Genomic DNA, 18,257 nt, shown 5'->3' on the forward strand with positions numbered 1-18,257 from the left:
GTAAACTCCGTTTGTCTTTAATTATTCACTCTATACAACAAACAAAATGCCATACTGCTTACCGTTACTTCCTGTGACTGAATAAATGTTAAGTTTGTTGTTTCCACAAAGGCTTTCCATTGGCTTACAGCACAATTAGGCAATATGAAAGTCTGAGATTCTGCTTTCGCATTAATTAACAGGAGCCATTTGTCGTCCAATAAAATTTGTAACGCTTTAACTCCAAGGTTATGCCAATCTTCTTGCTGCATAGGTATTCCCCACACATTCAACCAGTTGACATTATCATTTGACCACCAAGCATCCTTTTGCAAACTGCGAATTTGCTGACGAAGTGCAATGGTTTGCTTCGTGATTTCAAATAAATTGTTATTAAAGTTTCCCCATTTCAACCAAGCAATTTCGTTATCTTGGCAATAAGCATTATTATTACCGTACTGCGTATTGCCAAACTCATCGCCTGCCAATAACATCGGTGTTCCATTGGCAAGCAGTAAACTTGTCAATAAGGCAATCTGAGCAAAAGTGCGGTCATTTTCTACGGTACTTTTTTGGGGTTCGTCTAAAAATTCCGTGGATCCCTCTACACCGTGGTTATAGCTGTAATTTTCGTTGAGTCCGTCGCGATTTTCTTCACCGTTCGCTTCATTATGCTTGTGGTTATAACTCACTAAATCATGCAATGTGAAACCATCATGCGCCGTGATAAAATTAAGGGAACGATGGGGCAAACAACCATCTCTTTTAAATAAATCGCTCGATCCGGCAAAACGTTCGGCAAATGCGCCGATTTCACCACTTTTCCACAACCAAAAACGGCAAATATCATCACGGAAACGATCATTCCACTCGGCAAAATAATCAGGGAAATTGCCCACTTGATAACCGTAATGCCCGATATCCCAAGGCTCTGCGATCAATTTAATATTTTGTAAACTCGGAGCATTAGCTATATCGACAAAAAGTTGGGCTGAAGAATTAAAATCCGGTTTATCCCGTCCAAGCACGGTTGCCAAATCAAAACGAAAGCCATCAACATGACATTCTTCCACCCAATAACACAGGCAATCGACCACCCATTTCCGTCCTACATCCGAGGACAAATTAAGCATATTGCCACACCCCGTCCAGTTGATGTAATGTCCGTTATCATTCCGCCAATAGTAGGTTTGATCATCGATTCCGCGCTGACAAAATGTAGGGAAATGTTGTTCCGATTCGGCTGAGTGATTAAATACGACGTCTAAAATTACTTCAATGTTTGCTTGGTGAAAGGCTTTCACCATTGACTTAAATTCGCTGAGCGGATCGCCCGTTGCCGCATATTTTGGCTCAACTGCAAACATAGCAAGAGGGTTATATCCCCAATAGTTTTGCAAACCTCGTGCCTGTAAGTGCGGTTCATTTAGATGGAAATTGACGGGCAATAATTCTACCGTCGTCACACCTAATTCTTTCAAATACGCAAGATTCATCGGGTGTGCCAAACCGGTATAAGTGCCTCGTAACGCTTCAGGAATTTTTTCGTTTAATTGGCTAAAACCTTTAACGTGCAATTCATATACGATGGTTTCAGCCCAAGGAATATGAGGTTTTTGATCCCCATTCCAATCAAAATCCTCATCAACAATGACCGCTCTTGGGGCTATATGGGCATTGTCACGATGATCACTGAGTAAGAACCACTGCCATTTTTCCGCACAACTTAAATCAGGCTTATGGCTTACTGCTTTGGCATAAGGATCGAGCATTAATTTTTGTGGGTTCGAATGTGGCCCGTGAATCCGAAAACCGTATTGTGTACCGTTCCGTACACCGATAACCGCCAAATGCCAAATATTATCGGTACAAGCCATGGTGAAACGGGTTTCGGCTTCGCCCTCAAATAAACAGAGCTCCACCTTACTTGCGGCAGCCGAAAACAAACTAAAATTAGTCAATTCCATGCCATTTTCGACTTTTTTCGAATAACCAAACGGAGTCGGCACACCTAAATCAAAAACCTTGAACATCGCCTTATCATCAATTCCTAAATAATTCCCGCCAACCAAATCGGCGAAGATAAAAAATAAACTATCCCAAATATTTCAAATAAATCGTTGCTAATGGAGGAATAGAAACCGAGATTGAATTTCCTCTTTCATGACTTTCGATCGCTTCACTTTGGACGCAACCAAAATTACCTACGTTAGAACCCTGATAATACATTGAATCGGTATTCAGAATTTCTTCATATTTACCTGCCACATTCACCCCAATACGGTAATTATGGCGGGGGACGGGGGTAAAATTGCTGATGACAATAATCCGTTCCCCCTGACTGCTTCGGCGTTCAAAGGCAAAAACGGAATTTGCCGCATCATTTACCACCAACCAATCAAAGCCTTGCGGAGAATGATCAAGTTCAAAGAGCGGTCGATTTTTCTGGTAAATATGATTTAAGTCTTTGACCAGTTTCAACACGCCTTTATGCCAACCACCGCCAATGTTTTCATCAAGTAAAAACCAGTCTAAACTTTCTTCGTAATTCCACTCTCTACCCTGCGCAAATTCATTCCCCATAAACAGCAATTTTTTACCCGGGTAGCCCCACATATAACCGTAGTAAGCCCGTAAATTGGCAAATTTCTGCCATGTATCACCCGGCATTTTGTCAAGTAAAGAACATTTCCCATGAACCACTTCATCATGGGAAAGCGGCAGCACAAAATTTTCACTGTATTGATAAACCATACCAAAGGTCATTTTATTATGATGATATTGGCGATAAATCGGATCGAGCTTCATATAAGAAAGCGTGTCATTCATCCAGCCCATATTCCACTTGAAATTAAAACCTAAGCCGCCATTTTCACTAGGGTGGGTTACGCCGGTAAATGAAGTGGACTCTTCCGCAATAGAAATTGCGCCCTCCATTTCATGGTGAATTTTCCAGTTGGTATGTTTTAAAAATTCAATCGCTTCAAGATTTTCACGCCCACCGTATTGGTTAGGAATCCATTCGCCTTCAGAGCGGCTATAATCCCGATAAATCATGGATGCCACTGCGTCCACACGAATACCGTCCAAGCCAAAACGTTCCAGCCAATAAAGTGCATTACTGGAAAGAAAATTGCGAACCTCATTGCGACCATAGTTATAAATTAGCGTATTCCAATCTTGATGATAGCCTTCGCGCGGATCAGCATGTTCATACAGTGCCGTACCGTCAAAAGCCACTAATCCATGGGTATCACTAGGGAAATGTCCCGGTACCCAATCTAAAATCACATTAATACCGGCTTCATGAGCCCGTTTAACCAAGCGGCGGAAACCGTCTGCTGTGCCGAAACGGCTGGTTGGTGAATAAAGCCCAAGAGGTTGATATCCCCAAGAGCCATCATAAGGAAATTCAGAAAGTGGTAAAAACTCAATATGAGTAAAGCCCATATCTTTCACATAAGGAATGAGTTCATCAGCAATTTGGTCATAATCCAGCCAAAAATTATTCTCAAGATTACGTCTCCATGAGCCCAAATGCACTTCATAAATCGAAATAGGTTGATTCGCTTGATTGGCTTTACGGCGGGCTTCGGTCATTTCCACCACATTCGGTAAGACACTCACTTGAGAAGCAGTATCCGGACGAAGCTGAGAACTAAAGGCATAAGGATCCGCTTTCAAACGGAAATGACCATGGCAATCAATGAGTTCAAATTTATAGAGTTGTCCAAGGCTGACTTTCGGCAGGAATAATTCCCATACCCCACTTTTTGAATGGAATCGCATTGGATGGCGGCGACCGTCCCAATAGTTGAAATCGCCCACAATGGAAACCCGTTTTGCATTCGGCGCCCACAAACGGAAATTCACCCCGCTCACGCCATCACATTCCATAAAATGCGCCCCTAAAACTTCATAAGGACGTAACATTGAGCCTTCAGAAAGCAGCCAATGTTCCAAATCATCAATCATCAGGTGAAAACGGTAAGGATCTTCAATAATCTGCGCTTCATTACCCCAAAAAACTTGTAATTGATAAGCAAAAAATTGATGACAGTTTGGCATCACGCCGGCAAAAAAACCACGTTCGTCTAAACAATTTAATTCGGCAACGGGTTCTCTCGATTCCCGCTCTATTACAATAACGCGATCCGCATCAGGCAATAAAACACGAACTTCGATGCCACGCTCAGTTTCGTGCATCCCTAAGGTTGCAAAGGGATCGCCATTGGTTGCGTCAAAAAAACTATCAATAATAGAATGGGTAATGGCGGTTGTCATAGCTGACTCCTTACACTTTGCGCGCTTCATTAATCATCGCAAAGAAAGTTTGCAATGATTCATTAGTAAAAATTGACTCTAAAGGTTGAGCAAGTTTTTTGCTCCAATTTGGATATTCATCTAAAGTGCCGGGTAAATTAAACATCACTTCTTGGCTTAATAAATTTTCCAGTTGAATACCAATTAATTGACTTTCGCTTTCCGCTAAATACCGATGAATCACAAAATTTAAATTATCGTGCATCGCCATCGAAAGGGCATCGCCTTCATAATTTGGTGGTAAATAATGATCCCGATGTAGGCTGTTAAGCAACGCTTGTTTGTCAATCATCCGTTGATCATATTTTTGTTTTAGCGCTTCGCCCCTTAAAATGTTGAGTTGCTCAAACAATTCTAGATCACGGCAATGCCAGAAACTTTGTAATGAGGGCACATCATGCGTGCCGATAGTGGCGTAAGCATTTTTCGGATAATCTGAAGTATGTGGAAAGTGCAGATCACGCCGGGCAAAATACAGTACAAAATAAGAAAATATCTGAAGTTCGTTTAATTTAGACCGCACTTCATCCGGCACGGTGCCGAGATCCTCACCGATAATTAAACATTGACTACGCACACTTTCAATGGCAAGAATCGCCATTAATTCATCGAAAGGATAATGAACATACGCCCCTTCTTGTGCCGTTTTTCCTTCAGGAATCCACCACAAACGGAACAAGCCCATCACGTGATCGATACGTAATACGCCAAAATATTGCATATTGGCTCGCAACATCTCAATAAAAGGTGCAAAACCACGGGCTTTTAATACGCTTGGATTATAAGGTGGCAAATTCCAATTTTGTCCTACCGGTCCAAGGGGATCCGGCGGCGCACCAATAGAAATATTGACACAATACAATTCAGGATCGCTCCACACATCCACACTACCACGTGAACTGTTTACCGCCAGATCACCATAAATACCTAACTGCATACCGCATTTTTTACAAAGTGTTTGCAACTCGGCAAGTTGTCGCTCCGTCAACCATTGCAACCATGCGAAGAATCTTATTTGTTTTCGATAGGTTTTGAGCAATGTTTTACGTTTTGTCGCACTTAAATGTTGCCATTCTTTACGCCAACCAAGCCAACCGATGGTATTTTCTTTCCCTTGATGATCAGCATGTTCCTGCCCATCTAAAACATTAAACAATCCTTGCAATTGTAGTGCTTCGCCTTTGGATTTTACATATTGTTCAAATAGTTGACGGCGTTCGACAATTTCAGCAGATTTACTCCGATTAAAAAAAGCAAAAAGTTGTTCAAGTGCGGTCAGTTTTAACTGATAAACTTCACTGTAATTCACCGTCTCAGATTCGCGTAAAGTGAGAATTTGAGTTTGAGTCGCTTCAGCGTTGAACCAATTTTGTAATGATTTACAACGTCTAAACTCCGGTAAATTCGGAATATTTAAATAGAGTAAATTCAACCAACGGCGAGAAGAAGAGCTATAAGGACTCGCCCATTCGGGTACGGCTGGATAGGACAAATGCAATGGATTAATGCCCACATAATCTGCCCCTTGTTTAGCACTTTGTTCAATCAAATAGGCTAAATCGCCAAAGTCGCCTATCCCCCAGTTACTCTGAGAGCGTAAACTATAAAGCTGAACATTGATTCCCCAAATTTTTTTGTGTTTTAATAGCGGCGGTTGAAAAGCGCGCTTTGGAGAAACCAGTAGCCGAATCGAATAGCGATGAGATTTTGTTGAAAGCCGTAATTGATAGTAACCAAAAGAAAGGGGAGACAAAGAAAGTGCGGTAGAATTTTGAGTAATTTTTTTTGTTATTGAAATGCCGTTTTCATCAAGCAACTCAAGGGATATTATCGGTTCCGTCAGAGCAATTCGTTCAACATCATAATGAATAGGTTCATTTTCAAAACAAGCCAAAACGTCATCAAATTCCTCCTTTCGGCATTTATTTTCAAGCGGCTTAAGCAATTCAATAAAATGCGATAATGTTTCCGGGCTAGCATAAATAAGCCGTCCATCAATATCATAATGCGCAGGGGCAATTCCCAACTTTTGGGCGGTTTGTTGAAGCAGTTCTAATTCCATACGACTAAACACACTACAATTAACAACTTAGTTTCATTCTAGTCTTGCTTAGAAGAAATACAATGACTTTTATTTAAATTAGTGATCTCTGTCAAAATTTAATTTTCTATCTCCTCGTTTTTCTTAAAAAATTTCCCCAAAATCATGCTTTAAACGACAGAAATAGAGACCCGATACCGAATTTTTTATAAATAAAGCGCTAGAGTTTTTCTATTTTCTGATTTAGAATCGTGCGATTTAATTTTTTATCACTCACATTAATCCATTCATTTGCAGCTAAGGGGTAAAATCATGAAACTTGTCGAAGTTAAGCATCCGCTAGTAAAACACAAATTAGGTGTTATGCGCGAAGCGGAAATCGATACAAAAAAATTCCGTGAACTGGCAACCGAAATCGGCAGTTTATTAACCTATGAGGCCACTGCAGACTTAGAAACAGAAAAAGTGATTATTGACGGTTGGAACGGTCCTGTTGAAATTGATCGTATTAAAGGCAAAAAAGTGACCGTCGTACCTATTTTGCGTGCAGGTCTCGGCATGATGGATGGTGTATTGGAACACATCCCAAGCGCACGTATCAGCGTGGTAGGGATTTATCGTAACGAAGAAACCCTAGAGCCTGTACCTTATTTCCAAAAATTAGCGAGCGATTTGGAAGAACGTCTTGCCATTGTGGTGGATCCTATGTTGGCAACCGGCGGTTCAATGATTGCTACCCTTGATTTATTAAAAGCGAAAGGCTGTAAACACATTAAAGTATTAGTGCTTGTCGCAGCCCCTGAAGGAATCAAAGCGTTGGAAGCTGCGCATCCTGATATTGAGCTCTACTGCGCATCTGTCGATGATCACTTAAATGAACAAGGTTATATCATTCCGGGTTTGGGTGATGCGGGTGACAAAATTTTTGGAACAAAATAATCCCCTGTTCTAAAACATTGAGACGGCTTTCAAGCCGTCTTTTTTCGGGCGGAAAACAGTTCAAAAGCTGACCGCACTTTCAAGTTAATTCAAACAGAGAGTTGAAACTAAAATGACTAATCAAAATCAAACCACTTCTACTCAACCGGAAGAAGTGCAAAGTATTGCAAAACAATCCTTTGTCGGCTTACAAATGCTTTTCGTCGCCTTTGGCGCACTTGTGCTTGTGCCGCTTATCACCGGTTTAGACTCTAACACTGCTCTACTTACCGCTGGCATAGGCACGTTATTATTCCAGCTTTGCACCGGCAAACAAGTGCCTATTTTTCTCGCTTCCTCTTTCGCTTTTATCGCGCCTATTCAATATGGCGTACAAACTTGGGGCATACCAACTACAATGGGAGGGTTAGCTTTTGCCGGATTGGTCTATTTTGCGCTTTCCGCACTGGTTAAAATTCGTGGTAGCCAAGCCTTAGAGCGTATTTTCCCACCGGTTGTGGTCGGCCCGGTTATCATCATTATCGGTATGGGACTCGCCCCTGTCGCCGTCAATATGGCATTAGGCAAAGACAGCGCCTATGCTTATAACGATGCCGTACTGGTTTCCATGATCACCTTAATCGTCACCCTTTCCGTTGCGGTTTTCGCCAAAGGATTAATGAAATTAATCCCGATTATGTTTGGTATCACGGCAGGCTATATTCTTTGCCTTTTCCTCGGTCTAATTAATTTTCAACCGGTAATCGATGCACCTTGGTTTGAACTACCGAAACTCACCAAACCGGAATTTAACCTTGAAGCCATTCTCTATATGTTGCCGATTGCCATTGCACCTGCAGTGGAACACGTAGGGGGCATTATGGCAATCAGCTCCGTAACCGGAAAAGATTTCCTAAAAAAACCGGGATTACACCGCACTTTATTAGGGGATGGTGTCGCCACGGCTGCCGCTTCATTAGTCGGTGGCCCACCAAATACCACTTATGCAGAAGTGACCGGTGCTGTCATGCTAACCCGTAACTTTAACCCGAATATTATGACTTGGGCGGCAGTATGGGCTATCGCTATTTCTTTCTGTGGAAAAGTGGGCGCATTCCTTTCTACCATCCCTACTATCGTAATGGGAGGTATTATGATGCTTGTCTTTGGTTCTATTGCCGTAGTAGGAATGAGCACCTTAATCAAAGGTAAAGTCGATGTTACAGAACCTCGCAACCTTTGCATTATTTCCGTGGTGATGACCTTTGGTATCGGTAATATGTTTGTGAATGTTGGCGATGCCGTTTCATTGAAAGGAATCAGCCTGTGTGCCATCGTGGCAATCATCCTGAACTTAGTTTTGCCAAAAGCAAAAAATGAAGTAGAATAACCAAAAAATTAAGGGCTGAAATAGCCCTTTTCTTTCTTAATCAAGAACCCGATATCATTTTGAATCAGCAGTTACCTTTGCCCATTCATCAAATTGATGATTATACACTTGAGAATTTTTATGGTGACAACAATTTGTTGTTGCTTGATTCTTTACACAAAAATTCACAGCAGATTCAACAACAATTTTTCTACATTTGGGGAATGGCAGGCTGTGGCAAAAGCCATTTGCTTCGCGCCCTCAGCAACCAATATTTAAATGAGCAACGTGCCGCCATTTATGTGCCACTGAACAAATCCCGTTATTTCTCCCCTGCTGTACTGGAAAATCTGGAACAACAATCACTCGTCTGCTTAGATGATTTGGATTCCGTCATGGGTGATCCTGAGTGGGAAATCGCCCTTTTTGATTTATTTAATCGAATCAAAGCAAGCGGGCAAACCCTTTTGATTGTGAGTGCGTCCCTCTCTCCTTCCGCATTAAATGTGCAATTACCCGATTTAGCCTCACGTTTAAAATGGGGTGAGATTTACCAACTTTCGCCACTCACAGATGAGCAAAAATTAGAAGTGTTACAAAAAAATGCTCATCAACGTGGCATTGAATTACCCGCTGAAACCGCACAATTTCTCCTAAAGCGCTTAAACCGTGATACCCACACGCTATTACAAGCCTTAGAAAAGCTCGACAAAGCCTCATTACAGGCACAACGTAATCTCACCATTCCTTTTGTGAAAGAAACACTGGATCTTTAGAAAGAAAAAAGTGCGGTCAAATTTAACCGCACTTTTTCACATTATCTTTTTGCTTTCTTAATAAATTTCATCAAGCGTTTTCTTTTGCGTAACTGATTCGGCGTCAGTTTATTTTTACGTCCGGCAAAAGGGTTCGCACCTTCTTGGAAAAGCAGGCGAATCGGTGAACCGATGATTTTCAAACTCTTGCGATAATAATTGGATAAATAACGTTTATAAGCATCCGGTAATTTTTCCATTTGATTACCATGCACTACAATGATTGGTGGATTATACCCACCCGGATGAGCATATTTTAATTTAATACGGCGACCGCCTACCATTGGCGGTTGATGTTCATCTGTCGCCATTTGCAAAATACGGGTCAGCATTGAAGTGGTCATTTTCTGCGTAGCACAAGCATAAGCTTCTTTGATGGAATCAAACAAATTACCCACACCGCTACCGTGTAAAGCAGAAATAAAATGCACTCGGGCAAAATCAATAAAATCTAGACGGCGGTCAAGCTCTGACTTCACACGATCTTTAATTTCTTGATCAAGCCCGTCCCATTTATTCACCACAATCACAAGGGAACGACCGGCATTCAAAATAAAACCGAGCAGAGATAAATCTTGATCTGAAATATTCTCACGGGCATCAATCGTTAACAATACAACATTGGCATCTTGGATCGCTTGTAAAGTTTTGATAACCGAAAATTTTTCCACCGCAAGATGCACTTTTCCCCGTTTACGCACACCCGCCGTATCAATTAGCGTATATTGCTGACCATCACGTTCCATCGGAATATAAATACTGTCGCGAGTAGTGCCAGGCATATCGTAAACCACTACCCGGTCCTCACCTAAAATACGATTGGTTAAGGTCGATTTTCCCACATTCGGACGACCCACAATGGCAATTTTGATATTTTTATCTTGCTCATCTTCGTTTTCTTCTTCCAATGCTTCATCAAGGAGAGAGGTGTCTTCTTCCGAATCAAAATCAAACTCTTGCTCCCACTCGTCCTGCTTTTCATCAGAAGTGCGGTCGGTTTTCTCACCGTTTTCAATTTGTTCTGCAAAAGGTGCTAGGACTTGTTCCATTAATTGAGTCACACCACGCCCTTGAGAAGCAGCGATTTGTTCAATTTCACCCAAACCTAGTTGATAAAACTCGGCACAGTGAGAATCCGCATCAATACCATCGGTTTTGTTCGCCACGACCACCGTAATTTTATTTTGGCGTTGACGCAGGTAATTTGCGATACCGATATCCGCCGCCGTTAAACCGGCACGAGCATCGACGAGAAAAAGCACAATATCCGCTTCTTCAATAGCAAGCAAAGACTGCTCTGCCATTTTTTCTTCTACGCCTTCCTCGGTACCGTCAATACCACCGGTATCTATTACAATAAACTCACGCCCGGCAATATTTGCATGACCATATTTTCTATCACGGGTTAAACCGGGAAAATCCGCCACCAACGCATCACGAGTCCGTGTTAGGCGGTTAAACAGCGTTGATTTTCCGACATTTGGGCGCCCGACTAGGGCCACAACAGGAGTTGCCATAAAAAATCTCTTATCTTTTCAAAAATGGAGGGCATTATAGCGGAAGTTGGGGCATTGGTAAAAACTCATTTGAAAATAAGCAAATAAAAAGCCACGAACAAAAATCGTGGCTTTCCAAACACTGTTTATTTATTCATAACTTTCGTTATAATAATCTCGCTTTCAAGGTTAGGTCTTGAAAGCGAGGGTTGCGCTTTTTCGCAACGTTTGAAGAGGATAAGTGTATGATTCAAATCATTATCCTTGTCGTACTGCTATTATTGATAAGCTTGCCTGTTTATTGATAATAACGACATACTGGGGAGTTCGCCGCTCCCTAGTGCTTCAAATCTTAAAAGTTTACAAAAATATTGTCAAGGAGCGAAACAAATTCCAGGCATAAAAAAAGCACCCATAGGTGCTATTTATCGTCAAAAAATTGGCGGAATGGACGGGACTCGAACCCGCGACCCCCTGCGTGACAGGCAGGTATTCTAACCAGCTGAACTACCACTCCGCAACTTAATCTTTTTATTGTTCACTTTCGTAAACACATCAATAAGGAGTAAATAAAATTTGGCGGAATGGACGGGACTCGAACCCGCGACCCCCTGCGTGACAGGCAGGTATTCTAACCAGCTGAACTACCACTCCGCTAAGTGCTGCGTATCATAATGATCCGCCCTTATCTCGTCAATCTTTTTTTTTAATTTCACACTTGTTCGTTCATTTAATGCACGGATTCATCATTTGTATGTAAATCCCATAGGCAATTTCCATTACTTTTTTTATTGATCACTTTCAATAATTCCAAATGGGCTTGCAATTCTTCCTCATTTGGTTGTAAACGTTTTAAATTATTAGAAAAAGCTACCGCACTTTCCATTGATTCAGCAGCATTTCTCTCTATTGTAGCCATCATGTTGATTTCTTCTTCCCCTTCATCAAACAGGCTGGTTTGCCCGCCAGTCATGGAAAGATAAACGTCAGCTAAAATTTCCGCATCCAATAACGCACCGTGCAATGTTCGTTTGCTGTTATCAATTCCTAATCGATCACACAAGGCATCCAAACTATTGCGTTTACCCGGATACATTTGGCGTGCCATTTGCAAAGTATCTGTTACCACACAAATATCCGTTGTTTTTACAGCCAATCCAAGTTTACTAAATTCATAATCCATAAAGCCCACATCAAAGGGCGCATTGTGAATTAAAAGCTCTGCGCCTTTAATGTAATCTAAAAATTCTTGGGCTACCGTTTTAAATTCCGGTTTATCGGCAAGCATTTCATCAGTAATACCATGAACTTTAACGGCTTCCGGATCCACCGGTCGGTTCGGATTAATATAAATGTGGAAATTATTGCCCGTATAACGTCGGTTCACCAACTCCACTGCGCCAATTTCAATAATGCCATGTCCTTCATAATGCGCACCAAGTTGGTTCATCCCCGTTGTTTCCGTATCCAATACAATCTGTCGATTTGGATTAATCATTTGTTCAACCTATTTCTTTCCTTTAGAATGACCGCTATTTTACACAACAACGATTTTGTTATGCAAAAACAGATTGAAATTTTTACCGACGGATCCTGTCTCGGTAATCCCGGTGCGGGTGGGATTGGTATTCTATTACGCTATAAAGAGCATGAAAAACAACTTTCTAAAGGCTATTTCAATACCACAAATAATCGCATGGAATTACGTGCAGTAATCGAAGCGCTCAATACCTTGAAAGAACCGTGCCGGGTTACTCTCTATAGTGATAGCCAATATATGAAAAACGGTATCACCCAATGGATTACAAATTGGAAAAAAAATAATTGGAAAACCAGTAACGGGAAACCGGTAAAAAACCAAGATTTATGGTTAATGCTAGACGATGCCATTCAACGTCACAAAATCGAATGGAAATGGGTAAAAGGGCATGTCGGACACCGTGAAAATGGAATTTGTGATGTTTTGGCAAAAAAAGGGGCTGAAAATCCGACTCTTGAAGATGAGGGCCATTGCCCGGAATAAATCATGACAATACGTTTTTCTGTTTTATAAACAAAAATTGTTCAATTATTACCCTTATTTGATTTAAAAATGTGATCTTGATCTGATATTTGGAATATTACAACTTTTTTCCATTGACAGAAAAATGGCTTTTTGCAATGATCCCTGCCGCCTATCTAGGCGATTGACATTTTAGATAATGAAAAGTTCAGTCTTGGTTATTAACACACCAATAAGGAATAACGATTATGAAAAAGACACTAGCAGCATTAATCATCGGTGCATTTGCAGCTTCAGCAGCGAATGCGACAGTAGTTTACGATAACGAAGGAACTAAGGTTGAATTATACGGTTCGCTTCGTTTAATTATGGAAAAAGCCGAAGTTAAAAAAACTTCAGCATCAGGTCAATCTACAAAAGACCGCAGTTCTGCTTTACGTAATGCGGGTTCACGTTTAGGTTTTAATGTTAAGCACAATTTAGATAACGATTTCTATGCATTAGGTCGTGTTGAATTCCGTTTTGATGATACAGAATCTCGTGATGAATTTGGTAGCCTTTATGCTAAACGTGCTTATGTTGGTTTAGGTAGCAAAGCAACTGGTGATATCACTTTCGGTCGTCAAGTTACAATTTCTGATGATCTAAGTCAAACAAACGACTACGAATACGGTATCATTCCAAAAGGTGATTATATTCCTACTTCTGGTACTGGTGTAGTCCGTTATGATTATCGTGGTATTGAAGGTTTACAACTAAGCGCAAACTATAACTTTGGTCAACGTCATAATGACAAAGGCAGAGCCCTTAATCCTGCCATTAAAAATGCATTTGGTGTAGGAGCAATCTATGCAAGAGATGCGTATGATGTACGTTTCGCTTATGGTCACACCAACTATGAAACCGGTTCAAATGCATCACATCGTAAAGATGGTTATTTAGCGTCATTAAGCTATGCATTTGGCGATTTCAAATTAATCGGTGACTTTGGTTATGCTCACGAGAAAAATCAAGGTCAAAAAACAGATCAGTTCTATGTATCTCCAGGTTTTGAATACCAAGTACTTGCTAAATCAAAAATCTATGGTAACTACCTATATGAGCGTGTAAAAACTAAAGATGAAGGTAAAGACAAAACTCACGGTTTCTTACTTGGTGCAGATTACAAACTTCATAAACAAGTGGTTGTATTCTTAGAAGGTAAATATTTACGCACTAAAGAATATACTAACAACCTCAACGGTGGATACGACTACAAAGGTAAAACAGACGACAAAGCTATCGGTGTAGGTATGCGCGTATATTGGTAATTTTAAATTACACTAAAATATTTAAAGGCGAATCTTAAGATTCGCCTTTTTGCTTTAAACCAACCCAAAGTGCGGTCATAAAAACCAACGTTTTTTAAACATTGCTTTTTTCAGTTTCATGATTATTTTTGACTACATACTGCAATAAAATGCAATTTTTGTTCAGGATCATTAAAGGTTTTAAACATTCGTTTAAATTGCTCACGGTTTTCAGTTTTCATTGCATTTCTAAAGATTTTTAATGTACCCAACACGCCTTCATCATAAATCATTCCCTTTGGTGAAAGTAATGTCATTTCTCCTGAAAATGTATCCACATTCCGGAATCCGCTTTCTTGAAAAAGTCCTTTCCAGCCCTCTTTAGTTAAAGGGGTAACCGTAACATTAATCGCTTTACGCATATTATCAAGCATAGTCTGATGATCATCATCGACTAACATCACATCATGAGTCAGTAAAAAACCACTCGGTTTTAACACTCTGAAATATTCTGCAATGGCTTTTTTCTTCGCTTCCACCGGCAACATCGTCAACATTGCTTCATTAATCACGATATCAAAGGTTTCATCTTCAAAAGGCAACTTCATTGCATTGGCACGTTGAACATGGATTTTATCTTGTAAATTATTGGCGACGATATTTGCTTTCGCTTTTTCTAACGCTTCCTCATCTAAATCCACGCCCTCAATATGGCAACCAAATTGTTTCGCCAAACCAATTGCCGTTGTTCCCATATTACATGCCACTTCTAACACTTTTTTATGCTGAGTGAAATCACCGTTTCCTATCAACCAATCCGTTGCTTTTTTGCCACCGGGACGTAAACGTGTTTTGCCTAAACGTGCCAGAAAATTATGTCCCACTTCTTCCTTCGCCATGTTAATCTCCTACTCTTAAACTAAGTTTTTATATTATAGATAAAAATTATTCTTATTAAAGACAATAAAGAAAAAATCCATACCGTTGTAACGATATGGATTTTTTAATTTTGATTCAATCTGTTTTTTTATGATGACAAATTGGGTTTCCATTCCCCGTTCAATACCGTACCAATCACCTCATAATTTGGTGTAAACACGGCAAGATTCGCCACTTTGCCTTTTTCTACCGAACCTAAACGATCATCCACGCCGATAGCTTGAGCCGGGTAAAGATTACTCATACGAATCGCTTCCGCCAGGGGAATTTCAACATATTCCACGGCATTTTTGATGGATTCCATCATCGTAATCGAAGCCCCTGCAATGGTGCCGTTAGCGTCATAGCAACGTCCTTCCCTTACATAAATGGTTTTGCCTTCAAAGGTAAAACTTTCCAATTCAGGGCCTGCTCCTGCTGCGGCAATAGAATCGGTGACGATACATAATTTATCGCCTTTGATTTTTTTATCCAGTCTAACATTGCCATAATTAACGTGTACACCGTCTATAATAATGCCGGTATAAATATCAGAATCTAACACAGCGCCCACAACCCCCATAGCCCGACCTGAGCTGATTGGCGACATGGCATTATGCAGATGGGTGGCAAAACTTGCCCCTCTACGGAACGCAGCCTTCGTTGTTTCATAATCGGCATTGGAATGACCAATTGAAACAATGATACCGCTTTTTACAAAATCCGGTATATATTGTGAAGTAGGATTTTCTGCAGCAATCGTGATCTTAGTGATCACCTCGCCATTTTCACACAGAAAATCTTTCATTTCAGGGGAAATCTCACGAATATACTCCGGACGATGTACCCCTTTTTTCTCCACACTAATATAAGGTCCTTCAATGTGTAGCCCAAGCGCTTGGTTTTTATGCTTGGTTAAATATTCACGCATGGTTTTAACCGCTCTTTTAATGCCTTCGTCCGGTGCGGTAATAAAGGTAGGTAAGAAACTGGTACAGCCGGATTTTAAATTAGTAGCTTGCATAATTTCCAAGGTTTCCACCGTAGTTTGATCGTTAAACATCACGCCGCCACAGCCGTTGAGTTGGAGATCAATAAAACCGGCAGTTAAATTATTACCCTGTAAATCAATAGTTTTAATGCCTACTTCAAGTTCATTTTGTGGAATAACGGCTTCAATAATCTCCCCGTTAATCACTACCGCAAAATCCCGAAGTACCTCATATTTTGTGTAAATGACTGAATTAATTAATGCGTATTTCATTTTGTCTTCCTAAAATCATCAAAAAAACAACCGCACTTTCGTGCGACATCGTTGAATTACAATACACTATGAATAGCCCGTTGCTCTAATTCATTGAAATATTTTACCGTTTTCACTTTTAATTCTTGCTGTGCCGGTTCATCACATACCAAGATAAAGTGGCGGTGCAACTGTAATGCACTAACCGTCCACATATGGTTCACCGCCCCTTCAACAGCGGCTTGCACCGCAAGGGCTTTTTGGTGTCCGGTGGCAAGAATCATCACTTCTTCCGCATCCAATAAGGTGGCAACGCCAATGGTTAAAGCATACTTCGGCACTTTGTTCACATCATTATCAAAGAAACGGGAATTAGCAATAAGCGTATCTTGCGTCAAGGTTTTAATCCGTGTACGGGAATTTAATGATGATGCCGGCTCATTAAAGGCAATATGCCCATCATTTCCTACACCGCCCATAAATAAATTGATTTTTCCGTAAGATTTAATTTTTTCTTCATAGCGGCAACATTCTTCATCATGATCCTCTGTATTACCGTTCAAAATATTAATATTTTGCGGTTGGATATCAATGTGATTAAAGAAGTTTTTATACATAAAACTGTGATAGCTCTCAGGGTGATCCTGTGGTAAACCCACGTATTCGTCCATATTGAACGTCACCACGTGTTTAAAGCTGACTTCACCGGCTTGATGAAGTCTAATCAATTCTTGATAGGTTTTTAAAGGTGTGCTGCCGGTAGGGAGTCCCAGAACAAAGGGGCGTTCTGCTGTAGGCCGAAAATGGTTAATTCGATCAACAATATGACGAGCCGACCAACGGCTCACTTGTTCATTGGTTTGTAAAGGGATAAGGCGCATAATAAATTCCTTATATTTTGACCGCACTTAGTACATTGCACCATGTTAGAGAATATTAATTCCTACAGAATGGGCTATTGTGCTAAGTGCGGTCAATTTTTTATAAATATTTCTGTTTTAATTCTTTTGCTTTTGCAAGTTGTTCCGATGTTGCTTTTGCCGTCATCGGCTCACGACAATAACCTGCTTCTACCCCTTCCAACTTGAGCAATTCTTTAATGGTTAAATACAAACCATTAGATAAAATACCCTCAATCAAATCATTGGTTACGTGCTGAATCGCTAAGGCTTCTTGAAGTTTGCCGGCTTTAGTTAATTCAAAAATTTGACGGGCACGTACACCATTGACGTTAAATGTCGAACCAATCGCCCCATCTACCCCTAAAGACGCTGCAGGCAACATCATTTCATCAAAACCAGCCCAAATGAGGTGATTCGGATAAGCCTTTTTCAAACGTTCCAAGAGATAAAAATCGCCTGCGGTAAATTTCACACCAATCACTTTCGGGTTTTTATAAAGTTCACCGAATTGCTCAATCCCCATATTCACACCGGTTAAGAACGGAATAGAGTACACGATCATATTATTGCCCGTTTTCTCAATAATGGTGTCGTAATAATGTTTGATTTCAGGAAAACTAAATTTGTAGTAAAAAGGCGTAACGGCAGATAAACAATCGTAACCTAATTCGGTTGCATATTGACCTAACTCAACAGCCTCCTGTAAATTCACGCTGCCCACTTGAGCGATAAGCGCCACTTGATCTTTAGCTTCATCTTTTGCGATGCGGAAAATTTCTTTCTTCTCTGCGGTAGAAAGCATAAAATTTTCACCGGTAGAACCGCCCACATATAGGCCGTCCACTTTCATTTTATCAATGTTATAACGAATAATTTGGCGCAATCCTTTTTCATTAATTGAACCATCTTCGTTGAATGACACTAATAACGCACTAAAAATACCTTTTAAATCACGCATAATT

14 protein-coding genes and 2 tRNA genes are annotated in these 18,257 nt (G+C 40.5%); 5 read left to right on the forward strand and 11 right to left on the reverse strand.

The genetic code is table 11. The annotated features are described in order from the left end of the window. Positions 1–17 precede the first annotated feature (17 nt). From glgX to malQ, 3 genes are all read right to left on the reverse strand, one after another. On the reverse strand, positions 18–2,012 hold the full coding sequence (gene glgX / locus BKG94_RS03145; RefSeq protein ID WP_077434139.1) for a glycogen debranching protein GlgX: 1,995 nt from the start codon (positions 2,010–2,012) through the stop codon (positions 18–20). 61 nt (positions 2,013–2,073) lie between these two features. Continuing rightward, positions 2,074–4,263: a 1,4-alpha-glucan branching protein GlgB gene (glgB, locus tag BKG94_RS03150; RefSeq protein WP_077434141.1), complete on the reverse strand. Its 2,190-nt coding sequence runs from the start codon at positions 4,261–4,263 to the stop codon at positions 2,074–2,076. A 10-nt stretch (positions 4,264–4,273) separates the two neighbouring features. Beyond that, positions 4,274–6,364, reverse strand: a complete 2,091-nt coding sequence (gene malQ, locus BKG94_RS03155) for a 4-alpha-glucanotransferase (RefSeq protein ID WP_077434143.1) — start codon at positions 6,362–6,364, stop codon at positions 4,274–4,276. Positions 6,365–6,655: 291 nt separating this feature from the next. On the opposite strand from malQ, the gene upp reads away from it, so the two are divergent. From upp to hda, 3 genes are all read left to right on the forward strand, one after another. Continuing rightward, positions 6,656–7,282: a uracil phosphoribosyltransferase gene (gene upp / locus BKG94_RS03160; RefSeq protein ID WP_077434145.1), complete on the forward strand. Its 627-nt coding sequence runs from the start codon at positions 6,656–6,658 to the stop codon at positions 7,280–7,282. A 112-nt stretch (positions 7,283–7,394) separates the two neighbouring features. Then, entirely contained in the window at positions 7,395–8,651 is a 1,257-nt protein-coding gene (locus tag BKG94_RS03165) for a nucleobase:cation symporter-2 family protein (RefSeq protein WP_077434147.1), read from the forward strand. A gap of 59 nt (positions 8,652–8,710) precedes the next feature. Continuing rightward, the gene (gene hda, locus BKG94_RS03170) at positions 8,711–9,406 is read left to right on the forward strand and encodes a DnaA regulatory inactivator Hda (protein WP_077434149.1); all 696 of its coding nucleotides are present in this window, start codon (positions 8,711–8,713) and stop codon (positions 9,404–9,406) included. A 41-nt stretch (positions 9,407–9,447) separates the two neighbouring features. Here hda and der read toward each other — a convergent pair whose 3' ends face one another. The 4 genes from der to dnaQ all read right to left on the reverse strand — a co-directional run bounded on the left by der (position 9,448) and on the right by dnaQ (position 12,439). Beyond that, the gene (gene der, locus BKG94_RS03175; RefSeq protein ID WP_077434151.1) at positions 9,448–10,962 is read right to left on the reverse strand and encodes a ribosome biogenesis GTPase Der; all 1,515 of its coding nucleotides are present in this window, start codon (positions 10,960–10,962) and stop codon (positions 9,448–9,450) included. 419 nt (positions 10,963–11,381) lie between these two features. After that, a tRNA-Asp gene (locus tag BKG94_RS03180) sits at positions 11,382–11,458 on the reverse strand. A gap of 60 nt (positions 11,459–11,518) precedes the next feature. After that, positions 11,519–11,595, reverse strand: a tRNA-Asp gene (locus tag BKG94_RS03185). A 76-nt stretch (positions 11,596–11,671) separates the two neighbouring features. Next, positions 11,672–12,439, reverse strand: a complete 768-nt coding sequence (dnaQ, locus tag BKG94_RS03190) for a DNA polymerase III subunit epsilon (protein WP_077434153.1) — start codon at positions 12,437–12,439, stop codon at positions 11,672–11,674. Positions 12,440–12,499: 60 nt separating this feature from the next. Between dnaQ and rnhA the strand changes: the two genes are divergently transcribed. Beyond that, positions 12,500–12,964 carry a ribonuclease HI gene (rnhA, locus tag BKG94_RS03195; protein WP_077434155.1) on the forward strand — a complete coding sequence of 155 codons (465 nt, stop codon included), beginning with the start codon at positions 12,500–12,502 and terminating at the stop codon, positions 12,962–12,964. Positions 12,965–13,191: 227 nt separating this feature from the next. After that, the gene (locus tag BKG94_RS03200) at positions 13,192–14,253 is read left to right on the forward strand and encodes a porin (RefSeq protein WP_077434157.1); all 1,062 of its coding nucleotides are present in this window, start codon (positions 13,192–13,194) and stop codon (positions 14,251–14,253) included. Positions 14,254–14,375: 122 nt separating this feature from the next. On the opposite strand, the gene BKG94_RS03205 is transcribed toward BKG94_RS03200, so the two are convergent. The 4 genes from BKG94_RS03205 to nanA all read right to left on the reverse strand — a co-directional run bounded on the left by BKG94_RS03205 (position 14,376) and on the right by nanA (position 18,253). Continuing rightward, a complete protein-coding gene (locus BKG94_RS03205; RefSeq protein ID WP_077434159.1) occupies positions 14,376–15,131 on the reverse strand; it encodes a class I SAM-dependent methyltransferase in 756 nt (251 codons plus the stop codon). A gap of 128 nt (positions 15,132–15,259) precedes the next feature. Further along, positions 15,260–16,414 (reverse strand): N-acetylglucosamine-6-phosphate deacetylase, encoded by a 1,155-nt coding sequence (gene nagA, locus BKG94_RS03210; protein ID WP_077434161.1) that lies wholly within the window; start codon positions 16,412–16,414, stop codon positions 15,260–15,262. A gap of 56 nt (positions 16,415–16,470) precedes the next feature. Then, positions 16,471–17,274, reverse strand: a complete 804-nt coding sequence (gene nagB, locus BKG94_RS03215; RefSeq protein WP_077434163.1) for a glucosamine-6-phosphate deaminase — start codon at positions 17,272–17,274, stop codon at positions 16,471–16,473. A 100-nt stretch (positions 17,275–17,374) separates the two neighbouring features. Next, a complete protein-coding gene (nanA, locus tag BKG94_RS03220) occupies positions 17,375–18,253 on the reverse strand; it encodes an N-acetylneuraminate lyase (protein ID WP_077434165.1) in 879 nt (292 codons plus the stop codon). Positions 18,254–18,257: the final 4 nt, after the last annotated feature.

The organism is Rodentibacter ratti (genome assembly GCF_002000485.1).
GTDB classification, from domain to species: domain Bacteria; phylum Pseudomonadota; class Gammaproteobacteria; order Enterobacterales; family Pasteurellaceae; genus Rodentibacter; species Rodentibacter ratti.